At 68.6% G+C, this 25,360-nt stretch carries 29 protein-coding genes; 8 read left to right on the top strand and 21 right to left on the bottom strand.

Annotation, left to right across the window (positions count from 1 at the left end):
- Positions 1-23 precede the first annotated feature (23 nt).
- The 19 genes from atpG to ACG00X_RS06135 all read right to left on the bottom strand — a co-directional run bounded on the left by atpG (position 24) and on the right by ACG00X_RS06135 (position 16,887).
- The gene (gene atpG / locus ACG00X_RS06225; RefSeq protein ID WP_394487168.1) at positions 24-896 is read right to left on the bottom strand and encodes a F0F1 ATP synthase subunit gamma; all 873 of its coding nucleotides are present in this window, start codon (positions 894-896) and stop codon (positions 24-26) included.
- A 59-nt stretch (positions 897-955) separates the two neighbouring features.
- Positions 956-2,509, bottom strand: coding sequence for a F0F1 ATP synthase subunit alpha (gene atpA, locus ACG00X_RS06220; protein WP_394487167.1), 1,554 nt, complete (start codon positions 2,507-2,509; stop codon positions 956-958).
- A 42-nt stretch (positions 2,510-2,551) separates the two neighbouring features.
- Positions 2,552-3,097, bottom strand: a complete 546-nt coding sequence (locus ACG00X_RS06215) for a F0F1 ATP synthase subunit delta (RefSeq protein WP_394487166.1) — start codon at positions 3,095-3,097, stop codon at positions 2,552-2,554.
- A 2-nt stretch (positions 3,098-3,099) separates the two neighbouring features.
- Positions 3,100-3,570, bottom strand: a complete 471-nt coding sequence (locus tag ACG00X_RS06210; protein WP_394487165.1) for a F0F1 ATP synthase subunit B — start codon at positions 3,568-3,570, stop codon at positions 3,100-3,102.
- A 36-nt stretch (positions 3,571-3,606) separates the two neighbouring features.
- Positions 3,607-3,876 carry a F0F1 ATP synthase subunit C gene (gene atpE / locus ACG00X_RS06205; protein ID WP_394487164.1) on the bottom strand — a complete coding sequence of 90 codons (270 nt, stop codon included), beginning with the start codon at positions 3,874-3,876 and terminating at the stop codon, positions 3,607-3,609.
- Between the two features lie 56 nt (positions 3,877-3,932).
- Entirely contained in the window at positions 3,933-4,799 is an 867-nt protein-coding gene (gene atpB, locus ACG00X_RS06200) for a F0F1 ATP synthase subunit A (RefSeq protein WP_394487163.1), read from the bottom strand.
- 12 nt (positions 4,800-4,811) lie between these two features.
- Complete coding sequence (locus tag ACG00X_RS06195) at positions 4,812-5,315, bottom strand: ATP synthase subunit I (protein ID WP_394487162.1); 504 nt, start codon at positions 5,313-5,315, stop codon at positions 4,812-4,814.
- Positions 5,316-5,474: 159 nt separating this feature from the next.
- On the bottom strand, positions 5,475-6,377 hold the full coding sequence (locus tag ACG00X_RS06190; RefSeq protein WP_394487161.1) for an SMP-30/gluconolactonase/LRE family protein: 903 nt from the start codon (positions 6,375-6,377) through the stop codon (positions 5,475-5,477).
- 262 nt (positions 6,378-6,639) lie between these two features.
- On the bottom strand, positions 6,640-7,155 hold the full coding sequence (locus ACG00X_RS06185) for a GNAT family N-acetyltransferase (protein WP_394487160.1): 516 nt from the start codon (positions 7,153-7,155) through the stop codon (positions 6,640-6,642).
- Positions 7,156-7,247: 92 nt separating this feature from the next.
- Positions 7,248-7,967, bottom strand: coding sequence for an alanyl-tRNA editing protein (locus ACG00X_RS06180; RefSeq protein ID WP_394487159.1), 720 nt, complete (start codon positions 7,965-7,967; stop codon positions 7,248-7,250).
- Positions 7,968-7,975: 8 nt separating this feature from the next.
- A complete protein-coding gene (locus tag ACG00X_RS06175; RefSeq protein ID WP_394487158.1) occupies positions 7,976-8,815 on the bottom strand; it encodes a PhzF family phenazine biosynthesis protein in 840 nt (279 codons plus the stop codon).
- Complete coding sequence (locus ACG00X_RS06170; RefSeq protein ID WP_394487157.1) at positions 8,808-9,260, bottom strand: GNAT family N-acetyltransferase; 453 nt, start codon at positions 9,258-9,260, stop codon at positions 8,808-8,810. The genes ACG00X_RS06175 and ACG00X_RS06170 overlap by 8 nt, the downstream gene beginning before the upstream one ends.
- Positions 9,261-9,262: 2 nt before the next feature.
- Positions 9,263-9,985, bottom strand: coding sequence for an ABC transporter ATP-binding protein (locus ACG00X_RS06165; RefSeq protein ID WP_394487156.1), 723 nt, complete (start codon positions 9,983-9,985; stop codon positions 9,263-9,265).
- Position 9,986: 1 nt separating this feature from the next.
- Positions 9,987-11,978 carry an ABC transporter permease subunit gene (locus ACG00X_RS06160; RefSeq protein WP_394487154.1) on the bottom strand — a complete coding sequence of 664 codons (1,992 nt, stop codon included), beginning with the start codon at positions 11,976-11,978 and terminating at the stop codon, positions 9,987-9,989.
- 15 nt (positions 11,979-11,993) lie between these two features.
- On the bottom strand, positions 11,994-12,869 hold the full coding sequence (locus tag ACG00X_RS06155; protein WP_394487152.1) for a branched-chain amino acid ABC transporter permease: 876 nt from the start codon (positions 12,867-12,869) through the stop codon (positions 11,994-11,996).
- A 150-nt stretch (positions 12,870-13,019) separates the two neighbouring features.
- Positions 13,020-14,249, bottom strand: a complete 1,230-nt coding sequence (locus tag ACG00X_RS06150) for an ABC transporter substrate-binding protein (RefSeq protein ID WP_394487151.1) — start codon at positions 14,247-14,249, stop codon at positions 13,020-13,022.
- Positions 14,250-14,420: 171 nt separating this feature from the next.
- On the bottom strand, positions 14,421-15,629 hold the full coding sequence (locus ACG00X_RS06145) for an aminotransferase-like domain-containing protein (RefSeq protein WP_394487150.1): 1,209 nt from the start codon (positions 15,627-15,629) through the stop codon (positions 14,421-14,423).
- The gene (locus ACG00X_RS06140) at positions 15,626-15,925 is read right to left on the bottom strand and encodes a DUF2917 domain-containing protein (protein ID WP_394487148.1); all 300 of its coding nucleotides are present in this window, start codon (positions 15,923-15,925) and stop codon (positions 15,626-15,628) included. Before ACG00X_RS06140 ends, ACG00X_RS06145 begins: the two co-directional genes overlap by 4 nt.
- Complete coding sequence (locus tag ACG00X_RS06135; protein ID WP_394487147.1) at positions 15,922-16,887, bottom strand: DMT family transporter; 966 nt, start codon at positions 16,885-16,887, stop codon at positions 15,922-15,924. The genes ACG00X_RS06140 and ACG00X_RS06135 overlap by 4 nt, the downstream gene beginning before the upstream one ends.
- A gap of 74 nt (positions 16,888-16,961) precedes the next feature.
- On the opposite strand from ACG00X_RS06135, the gene ACG00X_RS06130 reads away from it, so the two are divergent.
- The 8 genes from ACG00X_RS06130 (at position 16,962) to ACG00X_RS06095 (ending at position 22,591) form a co-directional block, all read left to right on the top strand.
- Positions 16,962-18,398 (top strand): aminotransferase-like domain-containing protein, encoded by a 1,437-nt coding sequence (locus tag ACG00X_RS06130; RefSeq protein WP_394487146.1) that lies wholly within the window; start codon positions 16,962-16,964, stop codon positions 18,396-18,398.
- Between the two features lie 90 nt (positions 18,399-18,488).
- Positions 18,489-19,199 (top strand): PEP-CTERM sorting domain-containing protein, encoded by a 711-nt coding sequence (locus tag ACG00X_RS06125; protein ID WP_394487145.1) that lies wholly within the window; start codon positions 18,489-18,491, stop codon positions 19,197-19,199.
- Positions 19,192-19,497 (top strand): DUF6916 family protein, encoded by a 306-nt coding sequence (locus ACG00X_RS06120; RefSeq protein ID WP_394487144.1) that lies wholly within the window; start codon positions 19,192-19,194, stop codon positions 19,495-19,497. The genes ACG00X_RS06125 and ACG00X_RS06120 overlap by 8 nt, the downstream gene beginning before the upstream one ends.
- A 57-nt stretch (positions 19,498-19,554) precedes the next feature.
- Positions 19,555-20,064 (top strand): phage tail protein, encoded by a 510-nt coding sequence (locus tag ACG00X_RS06115; protein WP_394487143.1) that lies wholly within the window; start codon positions 19,555-19,557, stop codon positions 20,062-20,064.
- Positions 20,065-20,079: 15 nt separating this feature from the next.
- On the top strand, positions 20,080-20,598 hold the full coding sequence (locus ACG00X_RS06110) for a phage tail protein (protein WP_394487142.1): 519 nt from the start codon (positions 20,080-20,082) through the stop codon (positions 20,596-20,598).
- A 10-nt stretch (positions 20,599-20,608) separates the two neighbouring features.
- Positions 20,609-21,130, top strand: coding sequence for a phage tail protein (locus ACG00X_RS06105; RefSeq protein ID WP_394487141.1), 522 nt, complete (start codon positions 20,609-20,611; stop codon positions 21,128-21,130).
- Positions 21,131-21,145: 15 nt separating this feature from the next.
- Positions 21,146-21,643, top strand: a complete 498-nt coding sequence (locus tag ACG00X_RS06100; RefSeq protein WP_394487140.1) for a GNAT family N-acetyltransferase — start codon at positions 21,146-21,148, stop codon at positions 21,641-21,643.
- Between the two features lie 345 nt (positions 21,644-21,988).
- Complete coding sequence (locus ACG00X_RS06095; protein ID WP_394487139.1) at positions 21,989-22,591, top strand: response regulator; 603 nt, start codon at positions 21,989-21,991, stop codon at positions 22,589-22,591.
- Positions 22,592-22,611: 20 nt separating this feature from the next.
- Here ACG00X_RS06095 and ACG00X_RS06090 read toward each other — a convergent pair whose 3' ends face one another.
- Complete coding sequence (locus ACG00X_RS06090) at positions 22,612-22,992, bottom strand: hypothetical protein (protein ID WP_394487138.1); 381 nt, start codon at positions 22,990-22,992, stop codon at positions 22,612-22,614.
- A gap of 214 nt (positions 22,993-23,206) precedes the next feature.
- Positions 23,207-25,078, bottom strand: coding sequence for an ATP-binding cassette domain-containing protein (locus tag ACG00X_RS06085; protein WP_394487137.1), 1,872 nt, complete (start codon positions 25,076-25,078; stop codon positions 23,207-23,209).
- Positions 25,079-25,360: the final 282 nt, after the last annotated feature.

Here is a 25,360-nt window from a genome sequence, read left to right as displayed (position 1 = left end):
AATCTTTGCGTGCCTGAACTCGATCAACCCACCGCGGCAGCGCCGCTGACGATCTCGGAGAGTTCCTTCGTGATCGCGGCCTGACGGGTCTTGTTGTAGACCAGCTTCAGTTCGCCGATCAGCGTGCCGGCGTTGTCGGTCGCCGCCTTCATGGCCACCATGCGGGCGGACTGCTCGCTGGCCATGTTCTCGGCAACGGCCTGGTACACCAGGGCCTCGGTATAGCGCAGCAACAGCTCGTCGATCACGGACGCAGCGTCGGGCTCGTAGATGTAGTCCCAGGCGTGCTCGGCCTTGTTGGCCGACAGGTCTTCGGCCTTCAGCGGCAGCAGCTGCTGAACGACGACTTCCTGCTTCATCGTGTTGATGAACTTGGTGTACGCCAGATAGACCGCCGAGAGCTTGCCCTCGGCGTAGGCGTCCAGCAGCACCTTGACGGGGCCGATCAGCGACTCGATACGCGGCGCGTCACCCAGCTGGGTGGCGTGAGCCACGACCCTGGCACCGATGCGGTTCATGAAGCCCAGGCCCTTGCTGCCGATGGCAACGACCTCGGTCTTCTGACCGTCGGTTTCCAGATCCTTGAGCTTGGCCGTCGCGGCGCGCAGCAGGTTGGTGTTCAAACCACCGCACAGGCCCTTGTCGGTCGTGACGACCACCATGCCGGCCGTCTTCACGCCCTCGTTCTTGACGAGGAAGGGATGACGGTACTCGGGATGGGCCTCACCCAGCGCGCCGGCGATCTGCGCGACCTTCTCGGCGTAGGGGCGAGCCGCACGCATCCGGTCCTGCGCCTTGCGCATCTTGGATGCGGCGACCATCTCCATCGCCTTGGTGATCTTCTTGGTGTTCTCGACCGACTTGATCTTGCCGCGGATTTCTTTGCTTGAAGCCATGCGAACTCCTAGTCAGTGCGGGGCTGAGGGTTGAGGCTCTGCCCCGCTGTTCCGTGGCTTCAGGCGAAGGACTTCTTGAAAGCCGTGATGGCGGCGTTCAGTTCGGCCTCGGCGTCCTTGTCCATCGCTTGCTTGGACTCCAGGGTCTGGAGCAGCGCAGCGTGGCTGGTCTTCAGGAACTGGTGCAGGCCGTGTTCGAAGGCCAGGACCTTCTTCACTTCGATGCTGTCCATGAAGCCCTTGTTGGCGGCGTACAGGCTGGCGGCCATCAGCGAGATGGGCAGCGGCGAGTACTGGGCCTGCTTCAGCAGTTCGGTCACGCGGGCACCGCGGTCCAGCTGCTTGCGGGTGGCTTCGTCCAGGTCGGAAGCGAACTGCGCGAACGCGGCCAGCTCACGGTACTGGGCCAGGTCGGTACGGATACCGCCGGACAGCGACTTGATCAGCTTGGTCTGGGCAGCACCGCCGACCCGCGACACCGAGATACCGGCGTTGATGGCGGGACGGATACCGGCGTTGAACAGGTTGGTTTCCAGGAAGATCTGGCCGTCGGTGATCGAGATCACGTTGGTCGGCACGAAGGCGGACACGTCACCAGCTTGCGTTTCGATGATGGGCAGGGCCGTCAGCGAACCGGTCTTGCCCTTGACTTCACCCTTGGTGAAGGCTTCGACGTAGTCGGCGTTCACGCGAGCGGCACGCTCCAGCAGGCGGCTGTGGAGATAGAACACGTCGCCAGGGAAGGCTTCGCGGCCCGGCGGGCGGCGCAGCAGCAGCGAGACCTGGCGATAGGCCACGGCTTGCTTGGACAGGTCGTCATAGACGATCAGGGCGTCCTGGCCGCGGTCGCGGAAGTACTCGCCCATCGTGCAGCCGGAGTAGGCCGACACGTACTGCATGGCAGCGGAGTCGGAGGCCGAGGCGGCCACAACGATGGTGTAGTCCATCGCGCCGGCTTGCTCCAGCGCGCGCACCACGTTCTTGATCGACGACGCCTTCTGGCCGATGGCGACGTAGACGCAGGTCATGTTCTGACCCTTCTGGTTGATGATCGCGTCGATGGCGACGGCGGTCTTACCAGTCTGGCGGTCACCGATGATCAGCTCGCGCTGACCGCGGCCGACGGGCACCATGGCGTCGATGGACTTCAGGCCGGTCTGCACCGGCTGGTCGACCGACTTACGCGCGATCACGCCCGGGGCGACCTTCTCGATGACGTCGGTCATCTTGGCGTTGATCGGGCCCTTGCCGTCGATGGGCTGACCCAGCGCGTTCACGACGCGGCCGATCAGCTCGGGGCCGACCGGCACTTCCAGGATGCGGCCCGTGCACTTGACGGTCTGGCCTTCCGAGACGTGCTCGTAGGCGCCCAGAATCACGGCGCCGACGGAGTCGCGCTCGAGGTTCAGCGCCAGGCCGAAGGTGGGAGTGCCATCCGGAGCCGCCGTGAATTCGAGCATTTCGCCCTGCATCACGTCCGACAGGCCGTGCACACGGACGATGCCGTCCGAGACCGACACGACGGTGCCCTGGTTGCGGATGTCCGCGCTCGGGGCCAGGCCCTCGATGCGGCTCTTGATCAATTCGGAAATTTCTGCAGGGTTCAGTTGCATGTCGGTCTCCCGCCCGGCGCCAGGCGCCAGGTGGTTGGATGTTTAGGCAATCAACGCGGTCTTCATGCGCTCCAGGCGGGCACGCACGGAGGTGTCGAGCACTTCGTCGCCGACGGTGGCGCGCACGCCGCCGATCAGCGCCGGGTCGACGCGCACGTCCAGCGTCAGCTTGCGGCCGAAGCGCTTCTGCAGCACCTCGGTCAGCTCGGCGACCTGGGCCGCGTCCAGCGGGTAGGCGCTCTCGACGGTCGCTTCGGCGACGCCCAGGGCTTCGCTGGCCAGCGTGTGGAACTGCGTCACGGCAGCAGGCAAGGCCTCGAGCCGGCGGTTCTCCACCACCGTCTGCAGGAAGTTGCGCACGCCCGGCAGCAGGGGCTGGCCCAGCTTCTTCTCGGCGACCTCAGCGGCCAGGCCGACCACCTGACCGGCGGCGACCTTGGGGTCCTCGGCGAACTGACGCAGCGCGGCGTCACCCGCCACGGCAGCCAGGGCGTCGAGCTGACCGCGCCAGGCGGGCAGGTCGGCGTTGCGGGCAACCTGGAACAGCGCCTCGGCGTAGGGGCGGGCGATGGTGGCGAGTTCTGCCATGGTCAGAGCTCCTGCTTCAGACGTGCCAACAGATCGGCGTGAACGCCGGCGTTGACTTCCTTGTGCAGGATGGCTTCAGCCCCCTTGACGGCCAGCACGGCGACCTGCTCGCGCAGCGCCTCGCGGGCACGCACGACCTGTTGCTCGGCTTCGGCCTTGGCCTGCGCAATGATCTTGGCAGCTTCGTCCTCGGCGCGCTTCTTGGCCTCCTCGACGATGGCCGTGGCGCGCTTTTCAGCGTCGCCCAGCAGCTTCGTCGATTCGGTCCGCGTCTGCGCCAGCTGAGCCTCGACCGCCTTGTTGGCGGAAGCCAGCTCAGTCTTGGCGCGATCAGCCGCGGCCAGGCCGTCGGCGATCTTCGCGACGCGTTCGTCCAGCGCCTTGGCAATGACGGGCCAGATGAACTGGGCCGTCACCCATGCCAGGATCGCAAACGGGATCCACTGGATCCACAGTGTTGCGTTGATGTTCACGGCTTATCTCCTTTCAAGCCTGAAAGGGATAGGTGCTTAGTGAGCGACGGAAGCCAGGAAGGTGGCAGCGAACGGGTTGGCGAACGCGAACAGCAGGGCGATGGCAACGCCGATCAGGAAGGCCGCGTCGATCAGGCCGGCCAGGATGAACATCTTGGTTTGCAGCTGGTTCATCAGTTCCGGCTGACGAGCAGAAGACTCCAGGAACTTGCCGCCCATCAGCGCAATGCCGATCGAAGCGCCAATGGCGCCGAGGCCCACGATGATGCCGCAAGCCAGAGCAACCAGACCGAGGATGTCGTTCATTTGAAATCTCCTAGAGACAGTGAGGGAAAAAAGGAAAGGAACAGGAAAAACAGGGATCAGTGATGGTCGTGCGCCTGACCGATATAGATCAGCGTGAGCATCATGAAGATGAACGCCTGCAGCACGATCACGAGGATGTGGAACAGCGTCCAGATCGTGCCGGCGACGACGTGACCGAACGCCAGGCTCAGCCCGGTGGCGTTCATGGCCCAGGCACCGCCCATCAGCGCGATCAGCATGAAGACCAGTTCGCCGGCAAACATGTTGCCGAACAGCCGCATGCCGTGAGACACGGTCTTGGCCAGGAACTCGATCATCTGCATCAGGAAGTTGAACGGCCACAGCGCCCAGTGGTCGCCGAACGGGGCGGCGATCAGCTCATGGCCCCAGCCGCCCAGACCCTTGATCTTGACGTTGTAGTACAGGCAGGCCAGCAGCACGAAGGTGGACATGCCCAGCGTGGTGGACAGGTCGGCCGTGGGCACGACGCGCAGGAAGGCGTGCTGCGGGTCGTCGGCCATCTTCGAGGCCAGCGACGGCAGCCAGTCCACCGGCAGCATGTCCATGAAGTTCATCAGGAAGATCCAGACGAACACGGTCAGCGCCAGCGGGCCGACGAACTTGCGGCTGTTGGCGTCGCTGATGACGCTCTTGGCCTGGTTGTCGACCAGTTCGAACAGGATCTCGACCGCCGCCTGGAAGCGCCCCGGCACGTCGGACGTGGCCTTGCGCACGCCCAGCCACAGCAGGAAGACGCCCAGCAGGCCCAGCGCCGATGCGAACACCAGCGAGTCGAGGTTGAAGAGGCTGAAGTCGACGATGCTGGTCTGCTTCACGCTCTCGAACGAAAAATTCTTCTGCAGATGCTGCAGATGGTGGGTGATGTACTCACCGGCGCTGGGCGCGTGCTGTTCGCTGCTCATCGTCTTTGTGACTCAATTCGTTCCATGAACGGGCCGGCTCAACCACCACCAGGCCCCCAGATGCACCTTCAGGCACGCAACCACCGCCACCAGCAGAGCTGGCCAGCTCAGGTCCCGCACCAGCCACGCAGCCACCACCAGGATGGCGACCGCGCAGCCCACTTTGACCAGTTCCCACATGAGGAACGACAGGAGCGCCGCCTGAGCCTGAGCGGCCTGGCGGCGCAAGCCCCAGGCCATCAAGGCATGGGGAAACACCACCGCAGCCGCGCCCCAGACCGTGGCGCGCACCTGCTGCGCCGGCGCGGTGCCAAACAGCCACCACACCAGCATCAACAAGCCGCCGACTGCCGCCTGGCAAGCCACGAGCGCCCAGGGCGACAGTGACCGTTCACGCGCCACCAAGGCTTGCACCTGCTGGGCGGTCCAGGGCGGCGCGGGCACGGAATCGGGCGCTTCGTCGTCCCATTTGTCAACGGAAGTGCTGGCAGGACGAACCTTGTGGGTGGCGGTCATGTCGGCGTTGACGGAACGTTGAGGCGCCGACCCAAAATGCCGGCCGGCAAAACCACGGGAGTATATGTGGAAACCCGCACACTCCCAAAATGCACCCGGTCGGCGCGGGTGCAGGGGCGCCCCTCGCCGGGACGGCGATGTGGCTGGCGCGCCGCAGCGCTACAGCTGGCAGAGGTTGGCGGGCAGCCCCGGCACGCCCACACGCAGTGTTAGCACCGCGCCAGCCCAGGGCTCGCATGCCAGCTCATCGGCCGGCCGTTTGTCGCGCGCCGTCGTCACATACAGCGTGCGTCGGTCCGCGCCGCCGAAGCAGGGCATGGTGGGGCAACGCACCGGCAGCGCCACGTCCTGCAGCAACTCGCCAGCGGCCGAGAAGCGCAGCAGCCGCGCGCCCTCGAACATCGCCACCCAGTAGGCACCGGACTCATCCACCGCCGCGCCGTCGGGCCGGCCACCGTAGGCAGACAACGGCTGATCGGCTGCACGCGGCGTGAAGCGGGCGAAGACCTGACCCTCGCCCAGCCCGCCGCGCTCGACGTCGAAGGCATGGCGCCAGATCGTGTGGGCCTTGGTGTCGCTGCGGTAGAGCCAGTGGCCGTCGGGGCTCCAGGCCAGGCCGTTGGACGTGACGATGCCGTCCAGTTGCGGCTCGGCGCCGGCCGCATCGATGCGGTACAGCGCCGCTTCTGGCTCACGCGCATCGCTGAGGGCGCCGATCCAGAACCGCCCGGCCGCGTCCGGCTTGCCATCGTTGTAGCGCTGGCGGGTGGTGTCGTAGGGCGGCGACGCCAGCGGCGTGACGGCGCCGCTGGCGGTATCCAGCGCCCACAAGCCGTCGCGCCGTGCCACCACCAGCCCACCCGTCGCGCGCGCCGCGATGCAGGCCGGCTCGGCGTCCTGCGGGAATACGTCGGGCACCCCTCCGTCCGCGCGCCAGCGCAACACCTGACGCCCGGGAATGTCCACGCTGTAGAGCACCTGCTCGGTGGGATGCCAAAGCGGCGATTCACCCAGCAGGCAGCGGTGAGTGCCCAGCGGGCGAATGTCGAATTCAAGTGCCATAGCGGCACTCTAGCCCGGATATCTCGCGAGGCCGGCCCTCTCCGACCTGCAACACCGATGAACACGGCGATCTCGCCGCTCAACGCGATCCCTACTTTGGCTTCACGGGCCTACGCGGGCTTGCCCGGCGCCAGGCTTGTGGGCTGCACCTCAACTCCTCGCCAATGCCTACGGGCATTGGCTGCGGCCGTCTCGGCACATCCGCCGGCGCCTGGCATCCGCGCAATTCCCGCGTACCTCGCGAGATATCCGGGCTGGGCCGTTATCCGAAGTAACTCGGCCGGAAGGCGCCGAGATCCACCTTCAGGTAGTGCGCGCCGGGGATGGGGTTGAAGTAGAACGGCGGCACCTCGACGAAGCCCAGGCTCTCGTACAGGCCGCGCGCGGCCTCCATGTCGTCCAGCGTGTCGAGCAGCATGGACGAATAGCCGGCTTCGGTGGCACGGTCGATCAGCGACTGCGCCAGCAGCCGCCCCAGGCCGAAGCGCCGGAAGGCCGGCCGCACGAACAGCCGCTTCATCTCGCAGGCGTTGGGGTAGTCGGCATCAGGCAGCGGGCGGAAGGCACCACTGCCCGCAACGGCACCATCCACGATGGCCAGCAGCATGAGGCCTCCGGGCGGCGCATAGGTGCTGGGCAAATCCGCCAGTTCCTCCTCGAACCCCTGGAAGCAAAGATCGACCTCGAGACTGGCCGCATAGTCGCGCAGCACGAGGCGCGTCTCGTGCCAGTCGTCCGCGGACTCGGGCGTGATGAGCTGGATGTCAGGGCCGGCCATAGGCGACGCAGTTTAGCGATTGGCCTCGCGCCACGAATCCCCACGCCTCGCAGTGCTGCCGAGCGCATCGCCACGGCTCCATCGGCAACGCATCAGGGAAGGCTCGCGTCCGCAAAGCCGAGCACGACGCGCCGGGTCTTGGCCGCCTTCTTCTCGATCTTGGTGACGACGATCGCGCCGATCTCGGCGGTGTTGGACACATGCGTGCCGCCACAGGGCTGCAGATCCACGCCCTCCACTTCCAGCACGCGCACGCGCCCCAGCCCGCGCGGCGGCTGCACACTCATGGAGCGCACGAGGCCCGGGTTGGCGTCCAGCTCTTCTTCGCTGATCCAGCGATGACGGACCGGATGCGCCTCGGCCACGAGGCGCTGCAGGCCGGCCTGGATGGCGTCCTTGTCGAACGGCTCGTCGGTGTGGAAGTCCAGCCGCGCGTAGGTCTCGGTGATCGAGCAGCCATCCACCGGATACGGCAGCAGCGCGCACAGCAGATGCGTGGCCGTGTGGAAGCGGCGGTGCGCCTGGCGGCGGGCGGCGTCCACCTCGACGCGCACCGTCGCGCCCACGGCGGGCAGCGATTCACCGTCGACTCGGTGCACGATGGCGCCCGGGTGCTCCTTGCTCTTGCGCGTATCGGCCACACGCCAGCGTTGGCCGCCCTCGGCGAGCCAGCCGGTGTCGCCGGCCTGGCCGCCGCCCAGCGGATAGCAAACGGTACGGTCCAGCAGCACGCCGCCCTCGCCGTGGCCGATGACCGTGGCGTCACAGGCCAGCAGCGTGGCGTCCTCACGGAACAGTTCGTCGGTCTTCATCGCGAGGGTCACAAGCGGACCTGGCCATGGATGAGGGGAGCCACGTCGCCACCGATCCACGTCGCTTCGGCGTCGCGGGTCACATGCACGCGGCCGGCGCGGCCCAGTGCGGCGCCCTGCGCGGCCACATAGCGCTCACCCGCCAGGCCGGATGCCTGCAACCACAGGGCCAGGCCGGCATTGAGGCTGCCGGTGACCGGGTCTTCCGGCACGCCGATGTCGGGCACGAAGGCGCGCACCTCGAACTGGCATTCGCTGCCGGCCGGGTAGGCGCCCACGACGCCGACCTTGAGGCCGCGCATGGCGACGAAGTCCGGCTTCAGCGCCAGCACGCGGGCTGCATCGGCAAGCCGCACAGCCAGCCAGCCCGGGCCGTTGTCCACCCAGACCACATCCAGCACCGCATCCGGCGCCACACCCAGCGCCGCCAGCGCCTGCGCGCGCTCCGCATCCCCGACCGGCCCGCTGCGCTTGAGCGGCGGCGCTGCAAACGCCAGCCGTGCGCCGTCGCGCTTCACGCGCACGAGGCCGATGGCGCATTGCTGCACCACTTCGCCGGGCTTCTTCGTGTCGCCGCCGCTCGCCAGGAAGGCATGCGCGCTGCCCAGCGTCGGGTGGCCGGCAAACGGCAGCTCGCCGCCCGGCGTGAAGATGCGCACGCGGTAGTCGGCGGCCGGATCGGTGGGCGGCAGCAGGAAGGTGGTCTCGGAGAGATTGGTCCAGCGCGCGAACGCCGCCATGTCGGCCTCTGACAGGCCCGCGCCGTCGATGACGACGGCCAGGGCGTTGCCCTTCAGGGGCGTGGCGGTGAAAACATCGACCTGGGCAAAACGGCGGAGTTCAGACATCGGTGGGCGAGGTGAGCTGGCGGTACATCCCCGGCCGCACGACCTCCATGCCGCGCTCAGGCGTCACCAGCGGCTGGAAGCCGTGGCGGGCGTACAGCGAATGGGCGTCTCGCGTGAACAGCATGAAGCGGCGCAGGCCTTGCAGGTCCGGGTGGGCGAGCAGCGATTGAACCATCCAATCGGCCAGCCCCTGCTGCCTGTGGTCTTGCAGCACGTAGACGTCGCAGAGATAGGCGAAGGTGGTGCGGTCCGTGACGACGCGGGCGAAGCCCACCTGGCCCTGGCCCGTCGCATGCAGCGCAATGCACAGCGAATTGGCGATGGCCCGCTCGATCAGCGCGAGCGGAATCCCCTCGCACCAGTAGGCGGTGGTCAGGAAGGCGTGGGCCGCGACGGCGTCGATGTCCTCCGCCGCAAAGCTGAGGCGGTATCCAGGGCGTTCCACGATCAGTGCCCGCCGCCGAGATAGGCCGCTTGCACCGCAGGGTCGCTGCGCAGCTTTTCGGCCGGGCCGTGCACGGCGATGCGGCCGTTCTCCAGCACATAGCCGTAGTCGGCCACCTTCAGCGCGGCGGCCGCGAACTGCTCGACCAGCAACATGGTCACGCCGCGCGCCTTCAGGCTCTCGATGATGCGGAACACCTCGTCAACCAGGATGGGTGCCAGGCCCATCGATGGCTCGTCCAGCAGCACGACCTCCGGGTTGAGCATGACCGCACGCGCCATGGCCAGCATCTGCTGCTCGCCGCCCGACAAGGTGCCGGCCAGCTGCTGGCGCCGCTCCTTGAGGCGCGGGAAGAGCTCCAGCGCACGCTCCAGGTCGCCGGCAATGTCGCCCTTGGGTCGCTCGCCGGTGTAGCGCGGAAACGCGCCCAGGCGCAGGTTGTCGGTCACGGTCATCGTCGCGAACACGCGGCGTCCCTCCGGCGAATGCGCGAGGCCTCGGCGTGCGATGTGATAGCTCTCCAGCCCGTCGATGCGGCGGTCGTTGAGCTTGATCTCGCCACCGGTGGGCTTGATCATGCCGCTGACGGCGCGCATGGTGGTCGTCTTGCCGGCGCCGTTGGAGCCGATGAGCGTCACGACCTGGCCCTTGGGCACCTGCAGGGAGATGCCGTGCAGGACCTGCACCTTGCCGTAGCCGGCACTGAGGTTGTTGATGCTCAGCATGTCAGGCCCCTCCGCCCCCTGCAGCGCTGGGCCGCTCCCGAGTTTCAGGCGCCCCCTCGGGGGGTGACGGCGGTACGCCACCGTCCTGGGGGCCACCCAGATAGGCCTCGATGACCTTCTCGTTGGCCTGCACTTCGGCGGGCAGTCCTTCGGCGATCTTCTGACCGAAGTCCAGCACAGAGACCCGGTCGCACAGGCTCATGACGACGTCCATGTGATGCTCGATGAGGATGACCGTCACCCCCGCGTCGCGGATCTTGCGGATGATCTCCAGCAGCTCCTTGATGTCCGGCGCGGTCAGGCCGGCCGCGGGCTCATCCAGCAACAGCAGCTGCGGGTCCAGCGCGAGCGCCCGGGCGATCTCCAGCAGCCGCTGTTTGCCGTAGGGCAGGTTGCGCGCCTCCTCGGCGGCCAACTGGCCGAGCCCGACGAAGTCCAGCAGCGCCCTCGCCCGCGCGCGCTGCTCCCGATCCTCGCGGCGGTAACGCGGCAGATGCAGGGCCACCTCCACCAGGTTGCTGCGGAAGCTGTGATGCAGGCCGACCAGCACGTTCTGCAGCGCCGTCATCTCGCCGAACAGCTGCACGTTCTGGAAGGTGCGCGCGATGCCCGACAGCGCGATGTCCGACGACGTGCGGCCATTGACCGTCTGGCCGGCGAACACGACCGACCCGGCGGTGGGCTGGTAGATGCCGGTCAGCACATTCATCATCGTGCTCTTGCCGGAGCCGTTAGGGCCGATGAGGCCGTGGATGCTGCCGCGCTGCACGACGAGGTCGACGTTGTTCAGCGCCTTGAGCCCGCCGAACTGCATCAGCACGCCGCTGGCCTTCAGCAGGATGGCCTCGCCCTGAGCGCTGGCCCGCGTCAACGCCGTCGCGGCCACGTCGCCATCGCCGGCATCGGCGCCGGCCTTGAGGTTCAACGCACTGCGCACGAAGCCGACGATGCCGTCCTGCAGGTAGTACACGACGAACAGCGTGATGAGACCGAAGATGGACAGCCGCCAGTCGGTCATCGTCTGCAACTTGAAGGACAGCAGTGCCAGGCCGATCGTGCCGCACACCGGAATGGCGGCGAGCTGGCCCGTCATCTTGCCGCGCTTCATCGCCACGCCGACCGACAGGGTGACGATGACCGCCAGCACGACGGCACCGATGCGAAAGACCTCCAGGTCGTCCAGCAACTTGGGCAGCATGACGATGATGGCCGCGCCGAGCAACGCGCCAGTGCGCGTCTTGCGGCCACCCATGATGATGGCCAGCAGGAACATCACCGTCTGCTCGAAGTTGTAGGTATTGGGGCTGATGTACTGCTCGGAGTAGGCATACAGCGCGCCGGCCAGGCCAGCCAGCGCCGCCGAGATGACGAAGGCATAGACCTTGTAGCGATAGACCGAGACGCCCATGCAGTCCGACGCGACCGGGCTGCCGCGCAGCGCCTCGAAGGCGCGGCCCAGCTGCGAGTGCAGCACGCGGTGCACGAAGACCAGCGCCGCGACCAGGCAGGCCATGACGAGCCAGTAGTACTGCATCTCGTCGAGCGGGTGGCCGAGCAGCGTGGGCTTGGTCAGCGTGATGCCCATCGGCCCCTCGGTCAGGAAGGTCATCTCGTTGATGAGGATCTGGATGATGGTGCCGAAGGCCAGCGTGACCATGGCGAGATAAGGCCCCGTCACGCGCAGCGCCGGCAGTGCCAGCATGGCGCCGAAGCAGGCCGCCACGGCGATGGCGGCCGGCAGCGTCGCGTAGACGGGCGCGTCGAGCTTGAGGATGAGCACGCCGGCGGTGTAGGCGCCGATGCCGAACAGCCCGGCATGCCCCAGCGACACCTGGCCGGTGTAGCCCACCACGATGTCCAGGCCGAACAGCACGATCGCGTAGATCATGATGGTCTCGACCAGATGGATGTAGTACGGGTTGCCCGAAGCGATGGGGAAGCCGGCGACGGCCACGAGGGCCAGGGCGCCGAGAACGAGTTTCTTGAGATTCACGTGTCGGGCCTTCCCTCAGACCTTCTTGATCGCGGTCTTGCCGAACAGGCCGGCCGGCTTGACGGCCAGCACGATGAGCAGCAACACGAGGCCCGGCACGTCCTTGTAGCCGGTGGACAGGTAGAAGCCCGTCGTCGTCTCGGCCACGCCGAGGATGATGCCGCCCACGATGATGCCCATGCCGCTGGTCAGCCCGCCGATGATGGCCACGGCGAAGGCCTTCAGGCCCAACACCGCGCCCATCGTCGCGCCGGTCAGCGTCAGCGGCGCGATCAGCACGCCAGCAAACGAGGCCGTCAGCGACGACAGCGCATACGAGAACGTGATGACCAGGCCGGTGTTGATGCCCATCAGCTTGGCGGCATCACGGTCGTTGAAGGTCGCGACGACGGCCTTGCCGTAGATGCTGCGGCGGTTGAACAACTCCACGGCCAGCATCATGCCCACCGCGCCGACGATGACCAGCACTTCCATCGGCAGCACGTTGGCGCCGAGCACCTTCATCGGCGCCTCGGGCAGCGGCGACGGGAACTTCAGGTCGTCCCGGCCCCAGACGTTCTCGGCCACGTTCTTGAAGATGATGCCTAACGCGATGGTGGACATGATCCAGCCGAACTCGCTCTTCATCTTGATGGCCGGCCGCACGCCGACGCGCTCGACCACGGCGCCCTGGAAACCGCCGAACAGGCACACCAGCGGCAGCATCAACCAGTAGTTGACGCCCCAGCCGACCAGCGTCAGGCCCACCAGCGCGCCCAGCATCAACGACTCGCCCTGCCCGAAGTTCAGCGTGTCGCTGGTCGCAAACGTGAGCTGGTAGCCGAAGGCGATGACGGCGTAGATCATGCCCAGCGCGATGCCGCTGAACACGAGCTGGGTCAGGATTTGCATCAGTCGTTCCCATCAAAAACAAGAGGGCGGGGTCGCGAAGCGCCCCCCCCCGCCCGGCCCCTCCAGCGGCCGCCGCGGATCCGGCTCCGCCGGTCCGCCAGCGGCGCCCCCTTGAGGGGGCTCGCGCAGCGAGTAGGGGGTGGGCTTGTCCTACTGCCGCTTCTTCTGCTCCAGCGCGCCCTTGGCGTTGACGTCCTTCACGCGCACGTCGGAGGCCTTCTTGAAGTCCTCCTGATAGGCGTAGACCACCCGCTGGCCCTTGACCTCGCCCATGACCGGGATGTTGGCCGTGATGGCCTCGTGGTCGGTCTTGGAGAAGGGCTTGTTGTAGGTCGTCACGACGCCGTCCACGGGCGTCTTCAGGTCTTCCAGCGCGGCCTTGATCTTGGGCCCGTCGGTGACCCCGGCCTGCTTGATGGCTGCGGCCAGCAGGTAGATGGAGTCGTAGCCCTGGGCGGCCGACACCGGCGACTCGATGCGCGAGTTCTTCGGGTTGAAGGTCTTCAGGTAATTGATGATGAAGCTCTGGCGCTTGGGCGTCGTGGGCTCCTGGATGAAGGTTTGCGGCATGCGCGCGCCCTCCCCGCCAGGGCCGGCGTTGTCGATGTAGTTGGCCATGGACAGCGTCCATGAACCGATCATCGGCACCTTCCAGCCCAGCTTGGTCATGCCGTTGGCGATCTGCGCCAGCTCGGGCCCGATGCCGTAGGTCAGGATCGCCTCGGCGCCGGCCTCCTTGGCCTTGAGCAGCTGCGCCGTCATGTCGACGTCCTTGATGTTGAACTTCTCGACCGCCACCGGCGCGATGCCCTTGAGCTTGAGCGCAGCCTCCAGGTCGGCGCGGCCGAGCTGGCCGTAGTTCGTGGAGTCGGCCAGGATGGCGACCTTCTTGAAGCCGCGCTTGGCGATGGCCTCTTCCACGATCATCGGCGCCTGGATGGAGTCGTGCGCCGCATTGCGGAAGATGTAGTTGTCGGGCTGGGCCTCGAACTGCTTGGTCACGATGGAGCCCGTGGCCACGTTGTTCATGACCGGGATCTTGGCGTCCTGGTAGAAGCGCTGCGACGCGAGCGCGACGCCGGTGTTGATGTAGCCGACGGTCGCGGCGACCTTTTCCTTGTTGATCAGCTCCTGTGCGATCTGCACGCCGCGCTCGTTCTTGGCCTCGTCGTCACGCTCGACGAGCTGGATCTGGCGGCCGAGCACGCCCCCGGCCTTGTTGATCTCGTCGGCAGCGAGGCGCACGCCGTCGCGCATGCTGACCCCCATCGACGACGAGCCGCCGGTGAACGGCCCCGAAACGCCGATCTTGATCGGCTCCGCCGCCTGCGCACCCCACGCCATTGCCGCCGTCGCGACGGCCGTCCAGAGCTGTTTCATCGCTTGCCTCGTCTGTCGTTATTCGATCCGCCCCGGCGGCTTCGCCGGGGGCCGGCTGCATACGATGCCAGAGCGAGGGCGGCGTGGGAATATGGAAACCCGGGTAGGCCGGGCACCCCCGCTTCAGCTGGCTGTCAGGCTGGCGCTTTACTGCGAACTCTGCGGCGAGTTTTACGGCGCGTGTTCGGCCACCGGCTCCAGCGCCTCGTGCAGCAGCCGGCCGAGCTTCTCGACGCCCTCGCGGATGAGGTCGGGGGTCAGCGTGACGAAAGACAGTCGCAGCGTGCGCGGATCGGGCTGGTGCGCGTAGAAGGCCGCGCCGGGCACATAAGCAATGCCCGCATCCACGGCACGCGGCAACAGCGCCATCGCGTCCAGGCCCGCCGGCAGACGCACCCAGAAGAACATACCGCCTTGCGGCAGCTGCCACTCACAGCCACGCGGCAGGTGGGCCTGCAGGGCCTCGGCCATCGCGTCGCGATTGGCCTTGTAGAGCGAGCGGATGGTCGGCACATGGCTGTCCAGGAAGCCGTCCTTCACGACCTCGTGCACGACACGCTGGTTGAAGCCCGGCGTGTGCAGGTCGGCCGCCTGCTTGGCCTGCAGCAGCTTGGGGTAGAGCTCCGGCGGCGCGATGACGTAGCCCAGCCGGAAGCCCGGCGTCAGCACCTTGGAGAAGGAGCCGAGGTAGAGCGATCCCTCGGGCCACAGGCTGGACAACGCGGCCGGCGGCGGCTCGTCGAACCACAGGTCACCGTAGGGGTTGTCCTCGACGAAGGGCACATTGGCCTTGCGCAGCGCCTCGACGACTTCCACGCGGCGCGGCGCGCCCATGACGCGGCCGGTGGGGTTCTGGTAGTTGGGCAGCAGGTACGCGAAGCGCGTGCCGGGTGCGTCGTGCGGCAGCGTGGCAATGGCCTCGGGGCGCGGGCCTTCCTCATCGCTGGCGAGGCTGGCGAACAGCGGCTCGAACGGCGTGAAGGCCTGCAGCGCGCCGAGGTAGGTGGGCGTCTCCACGGCCACCGGCGCGCCGGCGTCGCAGAGGATCTTGCCGACGAGATCCAGCCCCTGCTGCGAGCCGCTGGTGATGAGCACCTGCTCGGGCTTGACCTTCATGCCCAGCGACGCGACGCGCCCGGCCACCCATTCGCGCAGCGGTGCGTAGCCCTCGCTGGAGGCGTATTGCAGCGCCTCGCGCGGCGTGGCGGTCAGCACGCGGTCGCAGGCGGCCTTGATGGCGTCGACCGGAAAGGTGTCGGCGCTGGGCAGGCCGCCGGCCATGGACAGCACGCCCGGCTTCTCGGTGACCTTGAGAATCTCGCGAATGATGGACGGGTTCATGCGCGCGGCGCGGCGCGCCTGGGTCCAGATGGTGCTCATGACGTGGTGAAGCGAAATGTCAAAGGGATCAGCCTAGCACCGGGCCGGGCGGTGCCGCGACGCACCGCCGCCGGCTGCAACAACTGAAACCGGGCCTCGGGCCAGCCCTCGGCCACCGCCGCCAGGCCGGCCGGCAGCGTCAGCGCCTCCCCGGCCGCGAGCCAATGGTCTTGCGCATGCCCCGCCCATGTGACCCACAGCCGCCCCTGCGTGACCACCAGCAGGCGAGGCTGGCGCTCGGCCGGCAGTGTCAGCGCCTGGCCTGGCAGCAGCCGGGTGGTGAAGTGCTCGCTCATGCCGACCTCCGCACATCGACAGGCTGCCGCTTGCCCACCCACACCACCGCGAGCACGGCCGCGGCGAAGACCAGCGTCATCGCATCCAGCCGCTCGCCCAGCAACGGCACCGCCAGCAGCATCGAAAGAAAAGGTTGCAGCACCTGCACCTGGCTCACGCGCAGCGTGCCGCCCAGCGCGAGGCCGCGGTACCAGGCGAAGAAGCCGATCCACATCGAGAACAACGACACATAGGCAAAGCCCAGCCACGCGGACGCGGCGACCGGCGCCACCGGGCGTGTGGCGATGGCCAGCGGCAGCGTCGCCGGCAGGCTGATCACGAGCACCCAGCAGATCACCTGCTCCGCCGACAAGCCCGCGCCGCCGCGCGCTCCGCCCGATGCGGCCACTCCTGGAGCGGCCGCCCCCACCGTCAGCCGCGCCCCGCTGACATAGCCCGCCGACGCACACACCACGGCACCCAGCAACAGGCCATCGGCCAGCTCCAGCCCACCGGCACCGCGCCAGGCCGCAAACCCCACCACCAGCGCGAGGCCGGCCAGCGCGCATGCCCAGAACGCCGCACTGGGCCGCTGGCGCAGCGACAGCGCGGCGATGACCGCCGTGGCCAACGGCAGCACGCCCGAGATGACGGCGGCGTGCACGGCGTCCACCTGCCGCACGGCCAGCCCCGACAGCAGCGGCCAGCCGAACACCACGCCGCCCGCCGTCAGCGCCAGCAACCGCCATTCGCCACCGCGCGGCCAGCGCGCCCCGGTGACCGCGAGATAGAGCAACGACAGCACGCCGGCCACCACGGCCCGCCCGAAGGCCACGAAGGCCGGCGCCAGTTGCGGCGCGTCGACGGAGCCGCCCGCCAGCCGCGTCATCGGCAGGCTGAGCGCGAACATGGCGACGCCCGCCAGCCCGAGCAGCAGGCCGCGCGTGGCGTCGGAGGAAGTCGTCGTGGAGATCGCTGGCATGCGGCCAGTCTAGGGACAGCAACCGATACAGAACCAGTACAGTCGACCGCATCACAGACCGATTCTGTACTGCCATGCCGACCGGTACACCGCCGCCGCTGCAACGCGGCGCCAGCCAGCCCCTCGCCGGGCAGCTCGCCGAACGCTATGCCCAGCGCATCCGCGAACGGCTGCTGCTGCCGGGCGCCCGCCTGCCCTCCGTGCGCGACTGCGCGCGCCAGCATGGCGTCAGCCCGCACACCGTCGTGGCGGCCTACGACCAGTTGCAGGCCGCCGGGCTGCTGGAGGCGCGCCGCCAGCGCGGCTTCTTCGTGCGCGAGACACGCCCCGCCGCCACGCGCAGCGCGCCGCCGCAGGCTGCCGCCACGCGCCAGGCGCCGGTGGACGCCACCGCGCTGATCCGCGGCATGTTCGAGGCCGACGCCGCGCGCTCGCCGGGCCTGGGCACGCTGCCCGCCGACTGGCTAGACCCCGTGCTGCTGCAGTCGGCGCTGCGGCGTCTCAACCAGGCCGACTCGCACGGTCTGCAGGTCAGCTACGGCGACCCCAGCGGCGACGCCCGGCTGCGCGCGGCGCTGTCACAGCGCCTGGCGGACCTGGGCATCCATGCGGAGCCCGCCCAGATCCTCACCACGCACGGCGCCACGCACGCGCTGGACCTGCTGATCCGCACGCAGCTGCAGCCGGGCGATGCCGTGCTGGTGGACGACCCCGGCTGGGCCATCCTCTTCGCGCGGCTGAGCCGGGCCGGCATCCGCCTGCTGCCCGTGCCGCGCAGCGCCCACGGGCCGGACCTCGACACCCTTGCCGCTCTGGCGGCCGCCCACGCGCCGCGCGCCTACCTGACGGTGCCGGTGTTGCACAACCCGACCGGCCACAGCCTGGACCTGTCCACCGCGCACCGGCTGCTGCGGCTGGCGGACGAACACGACTTCCTGATCTTCGAGGACGACAGCTACGGCTTCCTCGCGCCCGAGCACCTGCCCCGGCTGGCCGCACTCGACGGCCTGCGCCGCGTCGTCTACGTCAGCGGCTTCTCCAAGGTGCTGACGCCGGCCTGGCGCGTCGGCTACCTCGCGACCAGCCCCGAACGGCTCGTCGCGCTGACCGACATCAAGCTGCTGGACGGGCTGACCAGCTCACCCGTCATGGAACGCGCCGTCGCGCTGTGCCTGGAACAGGGGCGGCTGCGACGGCACGCGCAGCGCCTGCGCGAGCGGCTGGCCCAGGCGCGGCAACGCGTCGCGACGCTGGCCACGCGCCACGGCTTCACCTGGGCCGCGCCGCCCGACGGCCTATTCGGCTGGCTGGACGTGGGCGTGGACACCGAGCGCCTGGCCCAGCCGCTGCTGGACGCCGGCTGGCTGACCGCGCCGGGTGCCCTGTTCAGCGCCACGCGCCGCCCCGGCTCGCTGATGCGCGTCAACCTGGCCACGTCGCTCGATCCGGCGTTCTGGCGTCAGCTGCGCGCCTGCGCGGACGACATCCACGGCACGATGACGACTCCCTAGGTTTTTCCCCCTCATCCGTGGGGCACGGCACTGGTGCATCGCCGTGACGGCGCGTCCACTGGCGCCTCGGTCAACACCTGGGAGCGCCCCATGCCCGCCACTGCATCCCCCGTCCGTCGCCTGTTGCTTGCCGCTGCCGGCACGCTGCTGGCGCTGAGCTCGCTGTCGGCCCGGGCCGGCTTCCAGAGCGACATCGTCGTCAAGTTGATCGCACCCGGCGGCGTTGTCGGCATCCCCGGTGCGATCAGCGAGCAGCAGACGGTCAGTGTCGCCAACCTGGCCACGGGCCTTCAGGCCGGCGCGCCCGGCCCCATCACCGGCACCTGGATGCTGGCCGGCGAGGAGGTCACCTTCGTCGGCGAGTCCATCCGCGTGCGCAGCTACGCAGGCTATGACATCGGCCCGTCGCCGACGACCGGCTACCTCGGCAGCGGCGGCGAGCATGCCCGCTACGAGTTCGACGGCCTGAGCATCGCCGGCAAGACCATCGTCGGCTTCAATGTGTCGGTCTTCGATGGCTATGCCGACAGCGGCTTCGTCGGACTGCTCGGCCCGTCGGCCACCAGCCTGGTTCACCTCATCGACGCCGACACGCTGAGCCTGGATCTGGACGACATCCTGTTCGTTAGCCGCGGCAAGGGGAGCAGCTTCGATCACGCCGATTTCCGCATCGACCTCGTCACGCGGGATAGCAGCACCAACCCGGGTGGCCCGGGCAACCCGTTGCCGGAGCCGGCCACGCTGGCGCTGTTCATGACCGCCGCGCTGGGTGCCGGTCTGGCGCGCCGCCGGCGTGGCTGACGCTGCGCTCACGCTCGCGGACTTCCAGCCGCTGATCGGCAGCGATTTCACGCTGCACACCGGCGGCGCGGCGCCCACCACCGCCCGGCTGCTGGACGCGCGCGCGAGCCATCACCCGCTGCCCACACGGCCCCTGAGCGCCACCGCGTTCAGCCTGCTCTTCGAAGCCGCACCCGAGCCGCTCCTGCCGCAGCGCACCTACCGGCTCGACCACGAGCAACTGGGCTGCCTGGAGCTCTTCCTCGTGCCGGTCGCCCGCACCGCGACCGGCCTGCAGTACGAAGCTGTCTTCGGCTGAGGTGCCGCCAGACGGTGCCCGGCACCACCGCCACAACCGGCCCCAAAGGAACACGCCATGTCCACTCCCTACCTCGGCGAACTCCGGCTGATGAGCTTCGCCAACCCGCCCAAGGGCTGGGCGCTGTGCAACGGGCAGGTACTGCCCATCCAGCAGAACCAGGCGCTCTTCTCGTTGCTCGGCACGACCTATGGCGGCAACGGCCAGACCACCTTCATGCTGCCGGACCTGCGCGGCCGCACGGCACTGCACGTGAGCGACGCGCTGCCGCAAGGCGCCGCGGCCGGCGCCGAGGCGGTCACGCTGAATGCCAACCAGATGCCCGAACACACGCACCACCTGATCGCCACCAGCGACGTCGCCAGCGCCAGCGCACCCGCCGGGGCCGTGCCAGCCGCCAAGGGCCGCGGCGGCGTCGACCGCTATGCCCCGGTGGGCAATGACACGCCGATGGATGCCGGTTCGTTCGCGCTGAACGCGGGGGGCCAGCCCCATCCCAACATGCAGCCCTACCAGGTGCTCAGCTGGGCCATCGCGCTGGTCGGCATCTACCCCAGCCGTGACTGACACGAGGAGATCGACATGTCGCAACCCTATGTGGGCGAGATCCGCCTCTTCGCCGGCAACTTCGCACCGTCCGGCTGGGCGCTGTGCCAGGGGCAGCTGATCGCGATCACGGACAACGAGACGCTGTACACACTGATCGGCACGACCTACGGCGGCGACGGGGTGAGCAGCTTCGCGCTGCCCGACCTGCGCGGCCGCGTCCCCGTGCACCAGGGGCAGGGGCCGGGGCTGTCGCCCCGCCCGCTGGGCGAGACGGCTGGCTTCGAGCGCGTGACCTTGCTGACCAACCAGACGCCGCTGCACACGCACACCCTGCATGCCAGCACGGCGCCCGCGAGCGTCGCCACACCCGGCGGCAACGTGCTGGCCGCCACGTCCGCGGCCAGCTATGGCCCGGGGCCGGCCTCCACCGCCATGGCCAGCGGCGCCATCGACACCACCTGGGGCAACGCGCAACCGCACGAGAACATGGCGCCGACGCTGACCGTCAACTACATCATCGCGCTGTACGGCATCTTCCCTTCCCCCAACTGAGGAGCACGGCATGTCTGACCCCTTCGTCGCCGAGATCCGAGTCATGCCCTACCCGTTCGCGCCCAAGGGCTGGGCGCGCTGCGATGGCCAGCTGATGCCCATCAGCCAGAACACCGCCCTCTTCGCGCTGCTCGGCACCTACTACGGCGGCAACGGCGTGTCCAACTTCGCGCTGCCCGACCTTCGCAACGACTACGCCATGGGCACCGGCCAGGGCACCGGGCTCAGCGATCGTGTGCTCGGCGAGGCTATCGGCGCTCCGACGGTGACCCTGCAACCGCAGCAGATGCCTGGTCACAGCCACAACTTGATGGCCGGCGCCACGCCGGCCTCGACCAGCCCGACCGCCGCGCTGATGTCCCCCACAGCCAGCGGTGGCGGCAACGTCTATCGCACGCCAGGCGCTGCCGCGCCCATGGCGCCGGCATCGCTCGGCACCGCAGGCGGCGGGCAGGCGCACGAAAACCGCCAACCCTACCTGGCCGTGCCCTTCTGCATCGCGCTGCAGGGCATCTTCCCGCCACGCGGCTGAACCGCCAGACCGGCCATGGAGTACCAGCTGCGCCCGACGGGCCCGGGCGACGACGCCTGGCAACTGGCCATCTATGCCAGCACGCGCACCGAGGAACTTGCGCTGACCGGCTGGCCGCGCGCGCAGTGCGACGCCTTCGTCGCGCAGCAGCACCGGGCCCAGCAGCAGCACTACTGGCGGCATTACCCGCGATCGCTGTGTCAGCTCATCCTCGTGGATGGCGCGGTGGCCGGCAGACTCTGGGTGGACAGCCGGGCGGATCGGCTGCACGTGCTCGACATCTCGCTGTTACCCGCATTCCGTGACCGGGGCCTGGGCACCCGCTGCCTGCTGAACCTCGCCAAAGAGGCCGCCGCCACGGACCGGCCGCTGGGCATCCAGGTCGAGGTGCACAACCCGGCCCGGCGGCTTTACGAACGCCTGGGTTTTGCGGCCGATGGTGAAGCCCAAGGCCTGTATCAGCCGATGCTGCGGCCCGTGACCGCGGCCCCCATCGAGGCCTGCCTGCCCTGATAAGCGGACGCGAGTTCCTGCACGGCGGCAAACCCTCGCCGGGCGGGGCCTCCGGGGATCCGCCGCAGGTCGACGCCGCTACCGCCTGACGCACCGCCCAAACGGCACGGCGCCGGCTGTCACAAGAAACCGCCGGTAACCGTATTCACGAACTGACCGCGGATCGGGGAGAACCCCTAGTTCCTACCTCAGCCGTACGCAGACAGGGGTGCCCGCTGACTTCCATCGGCTTCAAGGCCGACGAATAGTTCTCAGCTCAACGCCTGTTGTTACCAGGCCGCCCCGGCCCAACCCGCAAAATCCGCGACCTTCGGCGCCGCGATCGGTTGCGGCGTCGAAGGCGACATGCCCACCCCCCTCAAATTCCTCGTTGTCGACCCGCTCGCCGGCGTCCAGACTTTCGTCCGCCAACTGCTGCAGAGCCAGGGCTTTGCGCCCGACACCATCCTGTGTTGCGCCGACACGGAGGGCGGGCTCGCGCAAGGCCTGGCGTTCAAGCCCGACTTCATCATCACGGACTGGTTCCCCAAGACACCGCTGAACGGCCTGAAGCTGTTCCAGCGCCTGAAGGAAGTGCAGCCACGCCTGCAGCTGGCGCTGCTGAGTTTCGAGGTGACGCCCGACCACGAGCAGCAGGCCCAGGCCCACGGCGCGCACTTCCTGCTGAAGAAGCCGTTCACGGCCGACCAGCTCAAGACGCAGATGCTGCGCTCGCTGGAAACGCTGGCCAAGGACGCGCCGGCCTTACCGCGCGACGCAGCACGCCCCGCGCCACGGGTCGTCGTGCCCGCCGCACCGCCGCAGCCCATCATCAAACCCGGCGACACCGTGCGCTACAAGGGCGAGCGCCATGTGGCGCAGTACGTGGTGCATCGCCCCGGCGAAACCGTCGTGCAGCTCAAGGGCATGGCGGCGCTGATCCCGCTGCATGAGCTGCAGCGGCTCTGAGGCGCGCTCGCGCGTTCACATCAGCGCCAGCAGGCGACGGCCATCAACAGCGGATACGGCAGCGCCACCGTGGGCCGCAGCGCGCTGCGCAGATAGCCGGCCAGCAACGCCAGGCCGCGCGGGCGGCGGGCGGCCCAGTCGCTGTGCAGTTGCATCGCGGCAGCGTCGGCGCCCGACCTCAACGCCGGCTCGATGGCCAGCAGTCGCTCACCCAGGCGCGCCTGGAAGGTCTTGAGCACGCCCTCCTGCAGCCACAGCAAGGCCAGCAGCGGCAGCACGGGCCAGGGCGCTGCAGCGCACAGCGTGATGGCGAACGCCGCCAGCTTCACGCCCAGCGCCAGCACCTCGTAGCGTTCGTGCTGGCTCTGCAAGGCGAGCCATTCGTGATGCAAGGCATTCATTTCAGCGATCCATCGTGCATGAAATTGGCGGCTCGGCGCCGAGCCGCCTCAAGCCGGCCGGCAGACGATGTGCTTGCGGCTCCATGCCGTAAGCATCGCCGTCCCCTCGGGGCATGGCGCCCAGTGGGTGGCATGCGCCTGCCGAAGAGCTGCGGCACTGCCGCGGCGCGGTCTGCAAGACCGATCAGGATCGCAGCCTGGGCGAGGGGCAGCCTCACTTGGCTTCCAGCACTTCCCAGCGCTCCATCAGCGCCAGCAGCTCGGTGTCGATCTCCGCCGCGCGATCGGTGACCTCGGCGATGCGCTTGGCGCCCTGCGTGTAGAGCTCGCTGCCGGCGATCAAGGCGTTCAGCTGCGTCTGCTCGGCCTCCAGCGCGGCGATCTGCTTGGGGATCTCGTCGAGCTCGCGCTGCTCCTTGTAGCTGAGCTTGCGCTTGGTGGCGACGACCGTCGCGGGCTCCGGTGCCGGAGGTGGCGTTGGCGCCGCCTTGGGGGCCGCCTGGGCCTGCAGTGCAGCGGCGCGCTTGGACTGCGTCAGCCAGTCCTGCACGCTGCCTTCGTACTCGCGCCAGCGCGCGTCGCCCTCGTAGACGATGGTCGACGTGACGACGTTGTCCAGGAAGCGGCGGTCATGGCTGACGAGGAAGACCGTGCCGTCGTACTCGGCCAGCAGTTCTTCCAGCAGCTCCAGCGTCTCGATGTCGAGGTCGTTGGTCGGCTCGTCCAGCACCAACACGTTGGCCGGCCGCGCGAACAGGCGGGCCAGCAGCAGGCGGTTGCGCTCGCCACCCGACAGCGTGCGCACCGGCGAGTTGGCGCGCGCCGGCGAGAACAGGAAGTCGCCGAGATAGCTCTTCACGTGCTTCTTCTGCGTGCCGATCTCGATCCACTCCGAGCCGGGGCTGATGGTGTCGGCCAGCGTGGCGTCGAGATTCAGCGTGTCGCGCATCTGATCGAAGTAGGCCACCGTCAGCCGTGAGCCCAGGCGCACGGTGCCGCTGTCGGGCGGCAGCTCGCCGAGGATCATCTTCAACAGCGTCGTCTTGCCGGCACCGTTGGGGCCGATCAGGCCGACCTTGTCGCCACGCAGGATGGTGCTCGTGAAGCCGCGCACGATCGGGCGGTCGCCATAGCTCTTCCCCACATCCTCCAGCTCCGCGACGATCTTGCCGCTGGCGCTGCCGGTGTCGATGTCCAGCCTCACCTTGCCCTGCACATCGCGGCGCGCGGCGTGCTGCAGCCGCATCTCCTGCAGCCGCTGCACGCGGGCCACGGAGCGGGTGCGGCGCGCTTCCACGCCCTTGCGGATCCACACCTCTTCCTGCGCCAGCAGCTTGTCGAAGCGGGCGTTGGCCAGCGCCTCGTTCTCCAGCTCGTAGGCCTTGGCGGCCTGGAAGGCGGCGTAGTTGCCGGGGTAGCCGCGCAGCTGGCCGCGGTCCAGCTCGACGATGCGGTTGGCCACGTTGTCGAGGAACTGCCGGTCGTGGGTGATCAGCAGCAGCGAACCCTTGAAGTCGTTCAGCAGGCCTTCGAGCCAGCTGATCGCGTCCAGGTCCAGGTGGTTGGTGGGTTCGTCCAGCAGCAGCACATCGGGCTGGGCCACCAGCGCGCGGCCCAGCGCCACGCGCTTCTTCAGGCCGCCGGACAGGCTGCCGACGAGGCGGCTGCCATCGAGGCCCAGGCGGTGCAGCGTCTCGTCGACGCGCTGCTCCCAGTTCCACGCACCGATGTGTTCGATGCGCTCCTGCACCCAGGCGAGGTCGTCGTTCTCGTCGTGGCGCTCGTAGCGCTCGCGCAGCGCCTTGGCCTCGGCCACGCCCTCGCTGACGACGTCGAAGATGGTCGCGTCGCCGCGCAGCTCGGGCTCCTGCGGCACGTAGACGTTGGTGAGGCCCTGTTGCTGCTGCAGCAGGCCGTCGTCGAGCTTCTCGAGCCCGGCGAGGATCTTCAGCAGCGAGGACTTGCCGGTGCCGTTGCGGCCGATGAGGCCGACGCGCTCGCCGACCTCCAGCGAGAAGCCGGCGCCGTCGAGCAGCGGAACATGCCCGAAGGCGAGGTGGGCGTTGGTGAGGGAGAGGACAGCCATATCGGCATTGTCCCCTGCGGGATCAGCCTAGGAGGCTGTCGGGCATTGGGCCTGGAGCGCGTTGGCCCTGCAAGGCGGCTCAGCCGAGGCGCAAAGCGGAGCTGGACTCGATGTCCAGCGAGCATTTGCAACGACGGATCAGCCTCCTCGCAGGCCCAACCCGAAGGGCCGGGGCGAGTTGCGGGGCAATTCGGCGTTGCCGACTCGTTGTGGGGGCCGATCCCACGCCTCGTCGGCGCCTTGCCTTGCCCCGCAACTCGCCCCGGCGCGCTCCAGGCCCAA

The sequence above is a fragment of the Pelomonas nitida genome (assembly GCF_043555975.1).
Taxonomy (GTDB): Bacteria; Pseudomonadota; Gammaproteobacteria; order Burkholderiales; family Burkholderiaceae_C; genus Pelomonas; species Pelomonas nitida.
This window is presented reverse-complemented; position numbering and strand designations above follow the sequence as displayed.